Genomic DNA, 17,091 nt, shown 5'->3' on the forward strand with positions numbered 1-17,091 from the left:
GCGGATTGCCGTTCAGCGATCCGACACTCGTCACCGTGATACCTCCGACTGGGTTCCCGCCCCACTGACCATGCTGCGCACCTGCCGCGCGGCGACCGACAGCGTGGCCAGGTCGTGGGTGCCGGACTCGAACAACTCCGACAGCGCGGCCCGGGCACGCCCGAGCCGAGACTGGTTCTTCGACTCCCAGTATGCAATCTTTTCGTCCGCGGTCTCTTCCGGGTCGCCGCCGGAGAGCACATCGAGGGTGAGTGAGCGCAGCGAGCTGTACATGTCGTCGCGCAACGCCAGCCGGGCAAGAGCGTGCCAGCGATCGCCGCGTTCCAGGTGGCTGACGGCCTCGAGCAGCCAATCGATCTTCAGGTGCTCGTTGAGCGCGTAGTAGAGCGAACCCACCTCATCGCCGGTGCGATCGGTGATATCGGCGATATCGATCACATCGAGCAACGGGAACAGATTCAGCAGCCCGTAGACCTCGGTCGCGAGGTCGGTGGGTGCCCCGTGGGCGATCAGTTCGGCGCTCCGATCGGTCAGCGACGTCACGTGGTGGCCGCGCAGCCAGCCGGGGACCTTGGGGGCGAGCTCGCGAACACCGCGGCTGTAGCGGTTGACCTCGGCGCCGACCGCGATCGGCTGCGGCCGGTTGGTGAGCAGCCAGCGCGAGGCCCGGTCCAGCGTGCGTTTGGTTTCCAGCTCGAGTTCGTCCCGGATCGCGACAGAGGTGTCGGCGGTGCGGATCCTGGCCCAGATATCGTGCAGCCCGAAGATCTCGGTAACGGCGGTGAACGCACGCACCGAATCGCTCGCGGTGGCGCCGACCTCTTCGTTCAGCCGATGGGCGTAGGTGATTCCGCCGTAGTCGACCACCTCGTTGACGATCATGGTGGTGAGGATTTCCCGGCGCAGCCGATGCTTCTTGATCGCCGTGCCGAAGCGTCCGCGCAACGGGGACGGGAAGTATTCGGGCAGCCGGGTGGCGAAGTAGGCCATGTCGGGCAGATCCGACTCGAGCAGATCGCCCTTGAGCGCGAGCTTCACGTGCGCCAGCAGGTTGGCCAGCTCCGGGGAGGTCAGGCCGGTGCCTTCCTCATGCCTGCGCTTCATCTCCGGTTCCGAGGGCAGTGCCTCGAGCTCACGGTCGAGGCCGCGGCGCTGCTCCAGATCGTCGATCACCCGGCGATGCACATTCAGCATGCGCGGCGCGTCCGAGCGCGACAGGCCCATCAGGAAGTTCTGCGAGACGTTGTCGCGCAGCACCATCTGCGCGACCTCGTCGGTCATCGAAGCCAGCAGCGGATTGCGCTCGGAGTCCGGCAGCAGCCCGGCGCTCACCACGCCATCGAGCAGCACCTTGATATTGACCTCATGGTCGGAGCAGTCCACACCCGCGGAATTGTCGAGCGCGTCGGTGTTCATCTTGCCGCCGTTGCGGCAGAACTCGATGCGCCCGAGCGCGGTGGCGCCGAGGTTGCCACCTTCACCGATGACGTTGACCCGCAGCTGGTTTCCGTCGACGCGGACCGCATCGTTGGACTTGTCGCCCACGTCGGCATTGGATTCGGTACTGGCCTTGATGTAGGTGCCGATGCCACCGTTCCACAGCAGCTGCACGGGTGCGAGCAGGATGGCGCGGACCAGCTCGGGCGGCGACAGTGCCGTCACCTCGTCGGCCAGGCCGAGCGCTTGCCTGGCCTGTGGGCTGATCGGCACCGATTTCACCGTGCGGTCCCAGACGCCGCCGCCTTCGCTGATCAGCGACGTGTCGTAATCGGCCCACGACGACCGCGGCAATTCGAACATCCGCCGCCGCTCGGCAAACGACGACGCCGCATCCGGATTCGGATCCAAGAAAATATGCCGATGATCGAACGCCGCCACCAGGCGAATGTGCTCCGACAACAACATCCCGTTACCGAACACATCACCGGACATATCACCGATACCCACCACCGTGAAATCCTCGGCCTGCGTATCGATCCCCATCTCCTGGAAATGCCGCTTCACACTCTCCCACGCACCCCGAGCGGTAATCCCCATCGCCTTGTGGTCGTAACCCGCCGACCCACCCGAGGCGAAGGCGTCACCCAGCCAGAAGCCGTAGCTCTTGGCCACCTCGTTGGCCACGTCGGAGAAGGTGGCCGTGCCCTTGTCGGCCGCGACGACGAGGTAGGTGTCGTCGCCGTCGCGGCGCACCACCCGCGCGGGCGGCAACACCGCACCGGTCGCCAGGTCGACATTGTCGGTGACGTCGAGCAGGCCGGAGATGAACGTGCGATAGCACGACACACCCTCGGCCATCATCGCCTGACGATCCGCGCCCGCATCCCCGGTGGCCGCAGGCGGCTGCTTCACCACGAAACCACCCTTGGCACCCACCGGCACGATCACCGCATTCTTCACCGCCTGCGCCTTCACCAAACCCAAAATCTCGGTCCGGAAATCCTCCAACCGATCCGACCACCGCAAACCACCACGCGCCACCGCACCGAACCGCAGATGCACACCCTCCACCCGCGGCGAATACACGAAAATCTCGAATTGTGGCCGCGGCTTGGGCAATTCGGCGATTTCCCGCGGTTCGACCTTCATCGAGATGTAGTCGCGCGCCCGGCCGTCGTCGTCGGTGACGTAGTAATTGGTGCGCAGTGTCGCCGAGATCAGGCCGAGGATGGCGCGCAGGATGCGGTCGGCATCCAGGCTCACCACCTGGTCGATCTGGGTGCGGACCTGCGTCTCCAGTTCAGCGGCCCGCTCCGTGGAGTGGGCGTCGGGGTCGAATTTCGCCGCGAACAGATCGGTGAACAGCCGCGCCGCCTCCGGGTAGTTGAGCAGCACGCGGGCGATGTTGGTCTGGCTGTACGGGAAACCGGCCTGCTGCAGGTACCTGGCGTAGGTACGCAGAATGGCCACCTCGCGCCACGGCATCCGGGCGCGCAGCACGAGCTCGTTCAACCCATCCGCTTCGGCACGGCCGTACCACACCGCGGCGAAGGCTTCCACGAAACGCGCGCGCAAGCCGCCGGCCTCGGCATCGAGCGCGTCGGAGCGAGCGGCCGATTCCATGAGTTCGGCGTCGAGATCCGCATCGAGCGCGCTGCGCAGCAGTTCCGCCCGGGCCAGCAGGCCGAAATCGTAGATCCAGCGTTCGCCGCCGGTCTCGCCGGTCGCCGTGTCGAGCTGGATCTGGTACGGGCGTTCGTCCACCACCTCCACACCGAGGCTTTGCAGCACGGGCAGCACCTGGCTCAATGAGACGCCGGTGCCACCGATGTACAGGCTGAATCGCCACGAGCCCGGCGCCGCGTCGGGCTGGCGATACAGATGCTGGTCGATATCGCCCTCGGTGAGGTGCTCCAGACGCGCGATGTCGGCCAGTGCCCGGGCGGGTGCGAAATCCTGCTTGTAGCCCTCGGGGAAGGCGTCGGCGTAGCGGTCGACCACGCCAGGGTCGAGCACGGTCGACGTGCTGACCGCATCGTCGAGGTGATCGTCCCAGGTGTGGCTGGCGGCATCGAGCAACCGCTGGATGCGCAGCCTGTTCTCCTCGGAGGTATCCGCCGACGCGGGCAGCTGCCCCTGCGCGCCGGCCTCGGCCTCGGGCATGCGCACGGTGAAATACACGCTGGCGAGCTCACTTTCGCTCACCCGCGCGGAGTAGTCGATCGACACCCCGCCCAATTCGCGGACCAGGATTTCCTGCATCTCCAGCCGCACCGCGGTGGTGTAGCGGTCGCGCGGCAGGTACACCATGCACGCGACGAATCGGCCGAAGCCGTCCGCGCGCATGAACAACCGCACCTGCCTGCGCAGCCTGACGTTCAATACCGCGGTCGCGGTGCGTCGCAGTGTCTCGGTATCGGAGGAGAACAGTTCGGTGCGCGGGAACGATTGGATGACCTCGAGCATCCCCTGCCCGGAGAACGAATCCAGATCGAAGCCGCTGTCCTCGATCGCCGACCGCACCCGCCGCGAGATCACCGGGATGTCGAGCACGTTCTCGTGCACGGCGGTCACCGTGAAGACCCCGATGAACAAATGCTGCCCGACGACCTCGCCGCTCTCGTCGAGATCGGCGACGCCGACGAAGTACGGATATACCGATCGGTGCACGGTGGCGGGCACGAGTCCTTGGGTGAGCATGAGCAGTGGCTGCTCCCCGGTGATGGCCGGGACGTCGAAATCGGTGCCGACGCCAGGACGCAGCACGCCGAGGCACGAATCCGGCACCACCTCGGGGCGCGCGTCATCGTCGGCGGCCTCGCGGTACCTGGCGTAACCGAGCACCGTGAAATGACCACTGGCCAACCAGCGCAACAGATTCGCGCAGTCGGTCAGGTCGACCGCCGGAAACGGCGCCTTTGCGGCGGTCGCCGCCCGATCGAGCTCGTCGGCCAGTGTGCTCTGCGCCGTCCGGATCGCGGCGGTATCGCCGATGACCTGACGCACGTCGTCCACGACCACCGGCATCGACGCCTCGACCCGGTCGAGGACCGCCCGGCTGGTGGACGGATGCAGTTGCAGATGCATCCAGCTCTCCCGCAGACCGGGTTCGCCGTTGGCGTCCACCTCATGCGGTTTGGCGTCGATCAGGCGGCCGTCGGTGTCGCGTTCGGCCTCGAAGATCGGATGGATCACCTCGCTGACGCTGACTCCCATCCGGCTCAGCGACGAGGTGATCGACTCCACCAGCAGCGGCATGTCATCGGTGACCACCTGGACCGCGGCGCCGAGACCGGACCCGTCGTCGGGGTGATACACCCGGACGAGGGCCCGGCCCGGACTGCGCGTCATCGCCAGCTCCAGATGCCTGCGGAAGATCTGGGTGATCCCGGTGATCGCGCAGTCCACATCGCCCGCGTCGACGTGACGGAAGTATGCCTCTTCCAGCGCCGCGAGATCGCCGCGCAACGGTTGCGGCACCCCCGCGACCCACGCCGCACCGGACAATTCCGACGAGACCGTCATGTTTTCGCCAACTCCCTCGGATTCGGTTCCGTAACAAAGTGACGCCGGTCTCGACACTAGTCCCGCACCCGGAAGGTAGGGCAAAAGCTTTGCGGTTACCCGCGAGTCAGCTTCCGGTGGGTGACGCGATGCGGCCGTGCGGCTTCCGGGCCGAGGCGCTCGATCTTGTTCGCCTCGTACGCTTCGAAGTTGCCCTCGAACCAGAACCACTTGGCGTCGTTGTCAGCGTCGCCTTCCCAGGCCAGGATGTGGGTGCAGGTGCGGTCGAGGAACCACCGGTCGTGGGAGATGACAACGGCGCAGCCGGGGAACTGCTCGAGCGCGTTCTCCAGCGAGCTCAGCGTCTCGACGTCGAGGTCGTTGGTCGGCTCGTCGAGCAGGATCAGGTTGCCGCCCTGCTTCAGGGTGAGCGCCAGGTTCAGTCGGTTGCGCTCACCACCGGAGAGCACACCCGCCGGCTTCTGCTGGTCCGGGCCCTTGAAGCCGAACGCGCTGACATAGGCGCGCGAGGGCATCTCCTGATTGCCGACCTCGATGAAGTCGAGCCCGTCGGAGACGACCTGCCAGACGTTCTTCTTCGGGTCGATGCCTGCGCGGTTCTGGTCGACGTAGCTCAGCTTGACGGTCTCGCCGACCTTCACCTCGCCGCTGTCGGGCTGCTCGAGCCCCACGATCGTCTTGAACAGCGTGGTCTTACCGACACCGTTGGGACCGATGACGCCGACGATGCCGTTGCGCGGCAGCGTGAACGACAGATCCTTGATCAGCTGACGATCGCCGAAGCCCTTGTCCAGGTGCTCCACCTCGACCACCACGTTGCCCAGACGCGGGCCGGCCGGAATCTGGATCTCCTCGAAGTCCAACTTCCTGTGCTTCTCGGCCTCGGCGGCCATTTCCTCGTAGCGACCCAGACGTGCCTTGTTCTTGGCCTGGCGGGCCTTGGCCCCGGAACGCACCCAGGCGAGTTCGTCCTTGAGGCGCTTCTGCAGCTTCTGGTCCTTCTTACCCTGCACCTCGAGACGCTGGGCCTTCTTCTCCAGATAGGTGGAGTAGTTGCCCTCGTACGGGTAGGCGCGGCCACGGTCGAGCTCGAGGATCCACTGCGCGACGTTGTCGAGGAAGTACCGATCGTGGGTGACGGCCAGCACGGCGCCCTGGTAGGAGGCCAGGTGCTGTTCGAGCCAGAGCACGCTCTCGGCGTCGAGGTGGTTGGTCGGCTCGTCGAGCAGCAGCAGATCGGGCTTGCTCAGCAGCAGCTTGCACAGCGCGACACGACGACGCTCGCCACCGGAGAGGTTGGTGACCGGCTCGTCCGGCGGCGGGCAGCGCAGCGCGTCCATGGCCTGTTCCAGCTGGGAGTCGATATCCCAGGCGTCGGCGTGGTCGAGGTACTCCTGCAGCTTGCCCATCTCTTCCATGAGCTCGTCGGAGTAGTCGGTGGCCATGAGTTCGGCGATCTCGTTGAAACGGTCGAGCTTGACCTTGACCTCGCCGAGGCCCTCCTCGACGTTGCCGCGCACCGTCTTCTCCTCGTTGAGCGGCGGCTCCTGCTGCAGGATGCCGACGGTCGCGCCGGGGGCGAGGAACGCATCGCCGTTGTTCGGCTGGTCCAGTCCGGCCATGATCTTCAGCACGCTGGATTTACCGGCGCCGTTGGGGCCGACGACACCGATCTTGGCGCCGGGAAGGAAGTTCAAGGTGACATCGTCGAGCACGACCTTGTCGCCGTGCGCCTTACGAACCTTCTTCATCTGGTAAATGAACTCAGCCATGAGCAAAGCCTATCGGTGCGAGGAATGATGGATCGAAGCAGAGCCAGCGCCCACGCTCGGCGCGCGGGTGCGTCAGGCGTCGACGGGTTCGTGGTCGGGAGTCCGGGGCGGTGCCTGCGCGGAGATCTCCGCGTCCACCTGCTGCCCGTCGCCCCCGTGCTCTCGACCATCAGCGCCTGAGTGCCCAGCAGTATTCCCCATCCCGGCCTCCTCGGCATTCGCGGCATGCCGCCAGCGGTGCACCACCGCCGTGCACCTGGACAGATCCGGACCGACGGCGCTGGCCCGCATCTCCAGATCGCGCCGGTCGACGCCGTCTCGGGTGCGGTATTCGTTGGTCCGCAGCTGGCCGTAGGCGATGATCGGATCGCCGCGGCCGATGGACGCGTCCACGCCCGCGACCAGCTTGCGCCAGCAGCTCACGGTCAGGAACAACGTCCCGTTGTCCACCCATTCGCCGGAGCCGCGGTCGAGCCTGCGGGAGGTGCTCGCCATCCGGAAGGTCAGCACCTGCTCTCCGCCCGGCAGTTCCCTGGTGACCGGCTGCGTGACCACGGTCCCCACCACCGTCGATATCGCCTCGTACATGTGTCCACCCCTTCGTCGACTCCCCGGGCGCCCGACGCTGTGCCGGTCGCGTGGCGCTCGCCTGACGGGAGACCCGATGGCCCTCCGCCCCGATGGCGGATGAGCTGCGCGAGCAACGTCCCCAGCATGCGCCCGAACCGGCACCGACGACAGAGCGAAATCCCCGCTTGTGGATAACTCGGACCGCTGTGAACAGCCGGTGTTCCGCACGATGGCAGCTCCGCATGGCCGCGCGTATCGCGCACAGCCGCCCGATGCCGAATCTCGCGACAACGAGCTCGGCGCTGGCGATGCGCCTAGAACGTGGTCAGATCGGTGTTGGCCCCGCACAGCACCACCACCGGCCGCTCCCCCGCCGCCGGCACATACACCCCGCTGCGGATCGCGGCCAGCGCCGTCGCCCCGGCCAGCTCCACCACCAGGCGGAACTCCCGCCACAGGTATTCCCGCGCGTCCGCGATGGCATCGTCGGTGACCAGCACCGATCCCACGTCGTAGCGGCGGGCGATATCGAAGGCGATATCGCCGATCCGTGAGGCTCCGAGCGCATCGGCCGCGATGCTGGACACCTCGACCTCGACCGGGCGTCCCGCGGCCACCGCCGCGTGCAGCGTCGGCACCCCTTCCGGCTCCACGCCGATCACCCGCTGCCTGCGTCCGAGCGCGGCGGCGATACCGGCGACCAGGCCGCCGCCGCCAACGGCCACCAGCACCGGCGGACGGCCACGGACCTGTTCCTCGATTTCGAGCCCGACCACGCCGGCGCCCGAGACCACGGCAGGCAGGTCATAGGCATGTAGTTGCAACGCACCGCGTTCGACCGCCAGTTCGCTCGCGTAGCCGTACGCCTCGGCGTAGGTGGTGCCGTGCCAGAGCACCTCGGCCCCGTAGGACCACATGGCAGCCACCTTCGTGTGCGGCGCCGACTCGGGAACCACCACCGTGCACGTCTTGCCGAGGGCCGCGGCCGCGAGTGCCGCGGCGATCCCCGCGTTGCCACCGGAGGCGATGACGACGTGCTCGATATCTTCGCCCGATTCCAGCAGCGCGTTGAAGCTGCCGCGGGCCTTGAAGGTGCCGCCGTGCTGCAGGTGCTCGAGCTTGAGCGTGACCGGCACCGGTCCGGCCGGGCCGGTCACCGTGGTGTGGAAGACCGGTGTGCGGCGGATCCGCCCGGCCAGCCGCCTGCGGGCCGCGCGCACATCCGAGCGATATACCCGGGCGAACGGCCGTTGCCGTGGCGAGGACGTCTTCTGATCGGTCATTTGCGTACCGCCCGGTCGCGTTGGGCGAGTTCGGCGAACATGGCATTGTGCGCCGCGAGGTCCGCGTCGTGATCGCGTTCGGCGGCCCGGTCGGTGCGCTGGGCCAGTCGCTGATCACTGCGCGACCACTGGATCAGCAGCGCCAGCATCACCACCACCAGCGGCACTTCACCGCTGGCCCAGGCCAGGCTGCCGCCGGTGCGCTGATCGCCGAGCAGGTCGGTATTCCAGTCCAGCCCGAGGCTGCGATAGAACCAGCCGCCGAGCACCGTGGTGGTGCTCATCAGGGCGACGCCGAAGAAGGCATGGAACGGCAGCGAACCGAACACCATGCCCAGTTTGGTCAGCGGCTGCACCTGCCGTGGCTTGGGATCGATGCCGATCACGACCCAGTAGAAGAGGTAGCCGCTGAGCAGGAAGTGCAGGTTCATCAAGAGGTGCGCGGCGTGCGAGTCGACGAAGTTGTCGAAGATGCCGCCCAGGTAGAGGGCGTAGAAGCCGCCGACGAAGATCACCGAGGCCACCACCGGCTGGGTCAGCGCCCGCGACACCGGGTTGTGCACCGCCGCCAGGATCCATTCGCGCGGACCCGGCACACCGCCGCGCCCGGCCGGCGGCAGCGCGCGCAGCGCCAGGGTCACCGCGCCGCCGAGCGCCAGCAGGATCGGCACCAGCATCGACAACGCCATATGCGCACCCATGTGCACGCTGAACATGGCGGGCATGTACCTGCCGACCCCCGAGGAGGTCGTGAACAGCAAGATCACACATCCCGACAGCCAGGCAATGGTTCGCCCGATCGGCCACGCGTCGCCACGCGCGCGCAGCCGCCGCACCCCGAGCAGATACAGCACGGCGAGCACGATCGCCGCGGTTCCGAAGATCAGGTCGAAGCGCCAATCGAACAGCAGCCGCGTCACGGTAGGCGGTCCGGCCAGTTCGTAGCCCAGTTCCACCTCGACCGGGGTCGGCACGCTGCGCGGCGGTGGTGGCGGAGTGCGGCCGAGTCCGGCGGCCAGGCCGATCGTCGCGGCGAAGATCAGCACCTCGACCGCCGCGAAGCGGATCAGCGCGGAACGGTCCTTCGGATCGGCGGCCAGGGCGGGTAGCGCCGCCCGGCGCTGGAAGAAGCCGAACACGCCGAGCACGACGAGCGCGGCGGCCTTGGCCAGCACCAGCCGGCCGTACGTGCTGGTGAACAACTCATCCAGCGGCACCCGCACCCAGGAATTGATCACACCGCTAGCCGCGATGACGATGAACGCCACCGTCGCGATCCCGGAGAATCGGCGCGCGGCGATCTCGGTGTGGGTGCCATCACGCAGCGCGTGCGCCAGCACCGCGAAGAGTCCGCCCACCCAGACAGCGGCCGAGATCAGATGCAGGATCAGGCTGTTGGTGGCGACGTCGTGCGACCCGCCCGAGGAGGAGTGGCCGGTGAAGGCCAGCGGCATCATGGTGGCGATCGCCGCGCCGAACAGCACCGGGGTCCAGCCCCAGCGCAGCGCCAGGCGGCAGCCAACCGCGACGATCAACGCGAAGATCACCGTCGTCCGCCACGCACCGGCCAGCGCGACCTGATCGATCGCGCCCCACAGTTCCGTCGGCGCGAGTACCTCACCGACGGGGCGGCCGGTGGTGTCGGACACCGTCAGCGGCACCAGCAGTGCGGCGCAACAGGCCCAGGCCACGGCCATATTCGAGGCCCTGCGCACCGCGCGATAGCCGCCCACATCGAGCAGGCCGCTCGATTGCGGAGGGATGAGAAACGCGGCGAACAGCAGCGAACCGACGGTCAGCGCCGCGAACAGGTCCGACAGCGCGCGGACCGCGGGCATTCCGTAGGTGGTCATGGGCCCGGGGTCGGGGATGCCGAGCAAGGTCAGCGCCTCGGCCGCCGACAGCCCGACCACCAGCGCGGCGACGACCGCGGTGATCGCACCGGCCAGCACACCCAGCGCCGCGAAGGTCGTCCCCGTGCCCGGCCGAGAGACCTCGGCAGCGGTGTCGGTGGACGGGCCTTGCGGTGACGACATACGACTGAGGGTAGTCGGCAGCGCCGACCCGGCGTGCCCGGCCCGGCGCCTCACTCCCCTCCCGCGCACCCCCTCACCAGAGCTGGACGGTCGCTATACTTTTCCGCTGGACACCACGACCGAAGTCGGCCATGGTGGAACCCACTGCCTCCGTAGCTCAGTTGGATAGAGCAAGGGCCTTCTAATCCCTAGGTCGCAGGTTCGATTCCTGCCGGGGGCACTTTACCCCCTCTGACCAGCAGAAATAGCCGGTCGGAGGGGCTCTCAACTCTGAGCACAACGCTCCAGCAGCTAGGAACTTTTCAGGTAGACTCCGTGCATGGGGCAGGACCTGGACGACCTGGACGAGCTGCTGGAAGACTTCGCCAGCGACCTTCGGCAGACGAATAAGTCGAAGGGGACCATCGACACGTACAGCCGTGACATCCGCTACTTCCGGGACTACTTGGTCACCGAGCAGCTTCCGACGACTCCTGCCTCGCTGACGCGGCAAACCATCGGCGCATACATCGAGCACACACTGACCCGGAAGAACAAGCGGACCGGCAAGCCGGTCACACCCGAGTTCGCGCACCGCCAGTACCGGAGCCTTCAGCAGTTCTGCAAGTACCTCCTGCGCGAGGAACTACTGTCAGCGGACCCCTTCGCCAAGATGGCACCACCAACCGTGCCCGAGAAGCCGATTCCAGTTCCACCGGCCGATGCTCTCCGCCAGCTGCTCGCCGGATGCGAAGGCAGCTCATTCGAGGACCGTCGAGACACTGCAATCATTCGGCTGATGGCCGACGCGGGGCCGCGGATCGGCGAGATCGCACCGCTCGACCTCGACTCGCTCGACTTCGCGGAAAATACTGTTCTCGTGCTGGGCAAGGGTCGCCGGCCGCGAACGCTCCCCTACGGCGACAAGACGCGGACCGCGCTGCGCCGCTACCTCCGCGTCCGCGCCCGACATCCACATGCCGCGAACGACAATCCAGCCTTGTGGCTCGGCCGAAGTGGCCGTATGACCGCCTCCGGCATCCAGCAGATGATCGATCGGCGCGCCGAGGCAGCTGGCATCGGGCATATCCACCCGCATCAGTTCCGGCACTTCTTCGCGCACAACTGGCTCGCCAACGGCGGCCAGGAGCAGGATCTGATGATGCTCGCCGGCTGGCGGTCACGGCAGATGCTCGGCCGCTACGGCGCATCCGTCGCCGACGAACGCGCGCGCGACGCACACAGACGCGCTCGCCTAGGCGACCAGCTCTAGAAGCGCTTCGCCCTCTAGCACCTATCGCGCAGTAGCGTCTTCAGCGCGTTCCTTTGCACCTCCTCGTCGACTCCCAGCACGCGAAGCGCATGCATTCGAACCACGACTTCAAGAGCGTTTGCAAGATCAAGCAATTCCGTCACGGGATAAGTCCTATTGCCGTGAGCAAGATCATTTCTGATCTTTGCAATCGCGGCGACTACCGTGTCGATCGACTCGTTCTCGGACTTCACTCTATGGATAATGGCAAGACCATCCAGATACGGAGACGGATCGATGGGGAGGGTTTCAAACATATCCCTCAGCCGATCCGCGAGATGTACCCCCGAATCTTTGAAGTTCTTCTTGACAAACCGCCTGTTCGCGCCTGTGAGAAAATCCATGCATGCTGCGACTACTCGGTCTTTTTTCTTGCGATATGCAATGTTTTGGTTCTCCAGTCGCTTCTCCCAGTTCGATAGCCCTTCAAGAGCTTGAACCAGCAGAAGGAATCTAGCCCGCGGATGCTGGTCCGAACCAAGGGCGTTGGGGTCATACGTATGCACCAACGGGTTTTGGTCCTCGGCCAATTGTCTCCATCCGTCAACGAGGTCGAGCAGCGACACGCCACCCTGAGCACACCGAAGGGCAGCGCGTTCGGCAGTCGGCAGCTTCCCCGGTTCAGGCTCGTAGGGTTGCTGGCTCACTTGTCGCGAAAATACCTGGCGATAACCGAATTCGTCCCCATTCGAAGATTCGGGAGTAACTTCCAGAAAGGTGACCTCCTCATGCCTTCCAGTTACTACCGATACTACCCGGACGAGCGGCATTACCAATTTGCTCATTACATCTAGGACTTCCATCGGTTGCGCTAGATCAATTTGGACAAGCGGCGTAAATCTAACGCCGAACTGATAATTGGCAAATACTGTTGCAGACCCGGCAAATATCACCTTCAATTCACCGATTCGCTCATTATGCCACCGGGGGCCGAGGTCGCTTCCTGTTTTAACCGAGTAGGTCATCTCCGACCCGGACGAGAGATCTGACGGGAATGACACCTGAGTGATAGGCGCCGCCTCAATAACCCTGTCGAGACCGGTGACTTGGGTCCGCACTGACGTCACCTTCGTGCTGCGCAGATTCTGCACACCATGTCCAACCAGCCCCATTTGCGCAACGACGCTTGCATTTCCTTCAGGGAAGGAGATAAGAGGGATTCCCGGCGGACTCCAGACTTCTAAGACTGCGTCTATCAACATGAATCCGGCGCCGCTGAGTAGCTCGCCGGCGAGTCGGTCGTATCGGAATCGCTCCGGAAACCCTCCCGAGCCGTCTGAAGGGACTTCGCCGGCGACCTTCCCAGAGGGGTGCCGCCCAGCCAACAGATCTAGTTGGCCATGGGGGCGGTAGCTGCGACCTGCATCATCGGATAACTCCCATCTGCAGGGGAAGACACCAGCAGGCTGCTTCACCTTGAGCGGCACTCTTGTCTGATCCATAGCGAAGACTTAGCACGCTGCGATCGCGCCGCGGGACAGTTGCAGGTAAGACGGATGGCCAGCAGTCACCGACGAGGAGGCGGGTGGTATCGCTATCACAGCCTCACGCGCGACCGGCTGACACTTGCTGACACTTGCTGAAGGGGTACTGTCTCGGCTCGCTGGCTTAGAGGCGATGGATTCTCCGACAGCGGCGGCGCCCCTGGGGTCGACCGTAGGCCACCATCAAGGCAACTCGGAGACGGACAGGCCGCCATCGCTCGATTGCCTTGGCATCACTCACTCGCTTCACCGGATCCATACCCGTAGTTCGACACGAGATGCTCGACGGACGGTTCCGTCCACCGTCGCGTGGACGTCACCGATCAGGAAACAGGTGGACTCCCGCGACCGAGGTCGCAGGAAACCGGAGTTGGACGTATCGCGTCTTGCCGTCTGGCGTATCGACGCTGTCGGGCAAGGCGTCGATCCGGACCCAGCCACCGTCCTCGGTGACAACTCGATGGTTACCGCCCATGGTTGGGATCCCATCGGGGTTAGCCAACGTGACACCTCCGAGGGCCGGCGGCAGCGATTCGAGTGCAGCGCGGGTAAGGAAGACGCGGGCTCCGATTTCAGCTGGCATGCAGCCCAACGATAGTCGGCGTCGGCACGGCACAGGCGTGCTCGGAGGTACGCCTACAGATTGCGCGGGCGGCGAACTTGTCGGCCGCGGTCATCGGCCGACTAGCCCGACCGCCAGTTTGTGGTCCTACGCGCCGCCGGCCACGGCTGAGCCGCGCTGCGAGCCAGACTGTTAGGCCGCGTAAGCAGCCGTAGACGCACTGATCGACTAGTGCAGCTCCCAACTCGCGTACGTAACCGCCGCCGCCCCAGCTGACTGGACCACCTTGCCAAGTGCGTCGCGAACGCAACGGGCGCTCCTCAACACAACCACCCTGCCAACTGGGGCTTCTCTTGTGGTCTTCTCTTTCCCCTCCTCTCCCTCTCTTCTCTTCTTCTCTCCTCCTTCTTCTTTGTTTGGTGTTGGCTCCCTCCCTCCCCGGCCGCCACTCTCTATGATCAGCGAAGCCATAGAGAGTGGCGGCCGGGGAGGGAGGGAGACGACGCCAAACACACCAGGTCAGACGTGTGCGGGTCGTCTTTTGATCCGATTTTGATACGACTCGGAGTCGGATCAAAATCGGATCAAATCCGAATCAAATCCGGATCAGGACCGGATCAAAATCGCTGGGCGAGAGCCACTTCGAGCACAGGAAAAGGCCCGCCAGGCGGTCTGCCTGGCGGGCCTTCGGGTCGGGGTAGGACGCTACGCGGCGGCGGTTGTTTCGTGGCCGAGGGCTTCGGCGACGGCCGTGATGAGGTCGCGTGCGGCGGGCGGCGTGACTGCGTTGCCGGCGAGCCGGACTTGCTCGCGGCGGTTGCCGTGCATGAGGTAGTCGCGGTCGAAGGCCATGGCCTGCTTGATTTCGTAGGGTTCGAGCATCCGGAACTCGCAGTCCTCGACCGTGGGTGCCGGGATGGTCAGCCCGTGGTGGGTGCCGGCGGCGGCGATCGTGTCGAGCGGGTCGCTGGTGGACTTCGCTGTGTTGTGGTTCCGGAGTGGTACGACGACGCCCCACTGCCCTCGGGCCGCGCCATCGACGGCTGGAATGAGGACCCCGGTTTCAGATCTGGTGGTCATCGTCCGGATGGGCGCGGTAGCTGGCTGCGCTACCTTGCCGTCGCGGCCTTCGACTGGCACCAGCAGCGGCGGCGCGGTGGGACCGTTGGCGAACTTGTCGAGGCCGGCCTGAATCCTGGCGATTGTCTTGGCTGCCAGCGGTTTTGTTCGGTCGCCGATGCGCTGGCCGCGCAGGCTCCAGTCGATGATCGACGATGCTGGGACCCAGTCAGGTTCGACGAGGCTGTTGCGGCAGCCGGTCGATGGACACCGCCACACGTACTGGGCGCGGTATCGACCCCACGGGCGGGCGGGGTTCTTCCACGCCTGCACTGCCGACACGGCGCGGTCGCAGCCTGGGCACCATGCGGTCGGCCGGGTCCACCGGTCGAGATCGGGTGCTGGTTGCCCGGCGCGCCAGAACACCACGTACATGCGGTCGCGGGATTGCGGTGCAGGTGCGCCCGCGGCCTGGGCGTGCATCGAGTTGAGGTACACGATGCGGTGTGCGTAGCCGAGGGCGTCCATCGCGGTGAGCCACGGGGTGAACAGCACCCATTTGGCGGCGTCGACGACGTTTTCGACGATGATGCCCCGGTATCGGTGGTGTTCGGCGAAACGCACCACGTCCCACATGGTGGCGCGAGACCGCTCGGCTGCCTCGTTGGGCAGGATGTCGCCGAACAGGTCCGGTGTGGCGTCGATGTTGCGGCGCCGGCCGCGAGCGACGGAGTGGTTGGTGCATTCCGGCGATGCCCAGAGCAGGTCGGTGCGCGGGTAGCGCCGCGGGTCGACCTGGGACAGATCCGCACAATCATGGTCGGTGTTCGGGTGGTTGGCGTTGTGGGTGTCGACGGCCAGGGGCCAGTGGTTGGCGGCGAGCTGGACCACAACGCCGGGGACCTGCACGGCGCCTGAGCTGGATCCGCCGGCGCCGCAGAACAGATCAGTCACGGTCAGCATGGGTTGCTCCGGTTCTGGTGGACACCGACGGCGATCTCTCCGTAGGCGCGGACACCGAATCCGCCGCGGTTGGGGTAGGTGCGGTCGCTGAGCCGGATGTCGAATCCGGCGGCGGTGAGCATCTCGGCAAGGATGGTGATCGCGTCCTGCTCCCCGGACAGGCGCATCTTGACGATCGCGGTCACAGCGTGGCTCCTTCGGTGTACTCGGCGGCGGCGTTGATGGTGCGGGTGACAGTCGAGGCCGACAGTTCGACCCGTTCGGCGATGCGCGCGTGCGACAGCCCGGCGTCGTGGCGCAGTCGCAGGATCTCGGCGACCTTGTCCGGGTCGCGTCGGCCGGCGGGGTCTGCGCGGCAGATCTGTTCGGCGATCGCAGCCCATCGGTCGGTGCGCACCGTGTGCACCGGTGCTTCGATCGCGGCTGGTTCGACGGTGTGCAGCTCCGCTGGGGACCGTTCCGCGGTCAGTTCGGTGGATGTGGACCGGGTTTCGGTGTGGACCTCGCGCACCGAGACGGTGCGTACGGGTTCGGGCTTGTGCACCGGCTCGCCGGTCGTGCGCATCGCCGGTGCGTTGGCGGTGCTCGGCGGTCGGGCGAGCACCAGCAGCGCGATGGTGGCCTGTCCGATGGCGCCGTCGATGATGATCGGGAAAAGCCCTGCCAGGGATTTGCTCATCCCGACCTGGATGGCCAGCTCTCGCAGGGCGTCGAACGACAGCGCGAACGCGATACCCGCGATCGACGCGGTGAGCAGCACGACTACCCAGTAGGCGAAGCGGGCTTTGTCCTGGGCGCGGACGAGCAGACCGACGCCGTGGGTTGCTGCTAGCAACGCTACTGGCGGGAAACATGCCACGAACGCCGCGATCCACCGCTTGTCTTCGGGTGCGTTGATCCATGCGTGGACGATGTTGCCTGCGATCGACATCGCCGCGACCAACAGCAGCTCGCCCCAGAAGAAACGGATCGCCGAGCGCTCCTCGTCGGTCCGTGCACTGGCCTGTGCACCGCTCGGTGCGTGGTGGTGCGCAGCGGGGTCGCTGCGCACCACGTCCGCACCGGCGTAGTCGCCAGTCCCCGCTTCTCCCACCCCGCACCCAGGA

Annotated in this window: 10 protein-coding genes and 1 tRNA gene; 2 read left to right on the plus strand and 9 right to left on the minus strand. The window is 66.1% G+C overall.

The annotated features are described in order from the left end of the window. Positions 1 to 30: 30 nt before the first annotated feature. The 5 genes from AC5W7N_RS20550 to AC5W7N_RS20570 all read right to left on the minus strand — a co-directional run bounded on the left by AC5W7N_RS20550 (position 31) and on the right by AC5W7N_RS20570 (position 10,626). Positions 31 to 4,965, minus strand: a complete 4,935-nt coding sequence (locus AC5W7N_RS20550) for an NAD-glutamate dehydrogenase (RefSeq protein WP_195021423.1) — start codon at positions 4,963 to 4,965, stop codon at positions 31 to 33. A gap of 95 nt (positions 4,966 to 5,060) precedes the next feature. Continuing rightward, a complete protein-coding gene (gene ettA / locus AC5W7N_RS20555; RefSeq protein WP_036534346.1) occupies positions 5,061 to 6,737 on the minus strand; it encodes an energy-dependent translational throttle protein EttA in 1,677 nt (558 codons plus the stop codon). A gap of 72 nt (positions 6,738 to 6,809) precedes the next feature. Continuing rightward, positions 6,810 to 7,325 carry a single-stranded DNA-binding protein gene (locus AC5W7N_RS20560; protein WP_163814813.1) on the minus strand — a complete coding sequence of 172 codons (516 nt, stop codon included), beginning with the start codon at positions 7,323 to 7,325 and terminating at the stop codon, positions 6,810 to 6,812. Between the two features lie 296 nt (positions 7,326 to 7,621). Beyond that, positions 7,622 to 8,590, minus strand: coding sequence for a threonine/serine dehydratase (locus AC5W7N_RS20565; RefSeq protein WP_163814814.1), 969 nt, complete (start codon positions 8,588 to 8,590; stop codon positions 7,622 to 7,624). Continuing rightward, on the minus strand, positions 8,587 to 10,626 hold the full coding sequence (locus AC5W7N_RS20570; RefSeq protein WP_163814815.1) for a bifunctional copper resistance protein CopD/cytochrome c oxidase assembly protein: 2,040 nt from the start codon (positions 10,624 to 10,626) through the stop codon (positions 8,587 to 8,589). The genes AC5W7N_RS20565 and AC5W7N_RS20570 overlap by 4 nt, the downstream gene beginning before the upstream one ends. A gap of 146 nt (positions 10,627 to 10,772) precedes the next feature. Here AC5W7N_RS20570 and AC5W7N_RS20575 point away from each other — a divergent pair. Together AC5W7N_RS20575 and AC5W7N_RS20580 are read left to right on the plus strand one after the other, a co-directional pair. Then, a tRNA-Arg gene (locus tag AC5W7N_RS20575) sits at positions 10,773 to 10,846 on the plus strand. A gap of 99 nt (positions 10,847 to 10,945) precedes the next feature. Then, positions 10,946 to 11,878 (plus strand): tyrosine-type recombinase/integrase, encoded by a 933-nt coding sequence (locus AC5W7N_RS20580; protein ID WP_495922006.1) that lies wholly within the window; start codon positions 10,946 to 10,948, stop codon positions 11,876 to 11,878. A 14-nt stretch (positions 11,879 to 11,892) separates the two neighbouring features. Here the strand turns inward: AC5W7N_RS20580 and AC5W7N_RS20585 are convergent, their stop codons facing one another. The 4 genes from AC5W7N_RS20585 to AC5W7N_RS20600 all read right to left on the minus strand — a co-directional run. Beyond that, positions 11,893 to 13,344 carry a HEPN domain-containing protein gene (locus AC5W7N_RS20585; protein ID WP_495922007.1) on the minus strand — a complete coding sequence of 484 codons (1,452 nt, stop codon included), beginning with the start codon at positions 13,342 to 13,344 and terminating at the stop codon, positions 11,893 to 11,895. A gap of 1,324 nt (positions 13,345 to 14,668) precedes the next feature. Then, the gene (locus AC5W7N_RS20590; protein ID WP_495922008.1) at positions 14,669 to 15,985 is read right to left on the minus strand and encodes a DNA cytosine methyltransferase; all 1,317 of its coding nucleotides are present in this window, start codon (positions 15,983 to 15,985) and stop codon (positions 14,669 to 14,671) included. Continuing rightward, entirely contained in the window at positions 15,979 to 16,170 is a 192-nt protein-coding gene (locus AC5W7N_RS20595; RefSeq protein WP_495922009.1) for a hypothetical protein, read from the minus strand. The genes AC5W7N_RS20590 and AC5W7N_RS20595 overlap by 7 nt, the downstream gene beginning before the upstream one ends. Continuing rightward, a partial coding sequence (locus AC5W7N_RS20600) for a DUF2637 domain-containing protein (RefSeq protein ID WP_495922010.1) occupies positions 16,167 to 17,091 on the minus strand: 925 nt, incomplete at its 5' end. The genes AC5W7N_RS20600 and AC5W7N_RS20595, both read right to left, overlap by 4 nt.

It is taken from the genome of Nocardia sp. CDC519, assembly GCF_059509835.1.